Raw genomic sequence first — 557 nt, 5'->3', positions numbered from 1 at the left:
CGCGTTCATCTGCGTGCGCTTGCAGCATTCGCGCATCGGACGCGCCTGGGTCGCGATTCGTGAAGACGAAATCGCCGCCAAGGCGATGGGCATCAACACGCGCAACATCAAGTTGCTCGCATTCGCCATGGGCGCGTCGTTCGGCGGTGTTGCCGGCGGCATGTTCTCGGCGTTCCAGGGCTTCGTCTCGCCCGAGTCGTTCACTTTCTGGGAGTCGATCATCGTGCTCTCGATGGTGGTGCTTGGCGGCATGGGCCACATTCCGGGCGTGATCCTGGGCGGTGTGCTGCTCTCGGCGTTCCCCGAGGTGCTGCGCTCGACCATGGGCCCGTTGCAGACGCAGTTGTTCGGTAGCGTCATCGTCGATCCCGAAGTGATCCGGCAGTTGCTGTACGGTCTGGCCATGATTCTGATCATGCTGTACCGTCCGGCCGGCCTGTGGCCGTCGCCGCGTCCGGAAGAGCGGACACTGTAAGTCGAGGGAGACGATCTGACTATGAGCGAACAAATTCTTCTGTCCGTCAAGGGCGTGAACAAGCGCTTCGGCGGTCTGCAGG

1 pseudogene is annotated in these 557 nt (G+C 62.3%); it reads left to right on the top strand.

Annotation, left to right across the window (positions count from 1 at the left end):
* Positions 1-475: pseudogene (locus W930_RS0125150) on the top strand (branched-chain amino acid ABC transporter permease); the annotation flags it as partial.
* Positions 476-557: the final 82 nt, after the last annotated feature.

The sequence above is a fragment of the Pandoraea sp. E26 genome (assembly GCF_000681415.1).
Lineage (GTDB): Bacteria > Pseudomonadota > Gammaproteobacteria > Burkholderiales > Burkholderiaceae > Pandoraea > Pandoraea pnomenusa.
The sequence above is the reverse complement of the archived record's forward strand: the minus strand, read 5'-3'. Positions and strand labels throughout refer to the sequence as shown.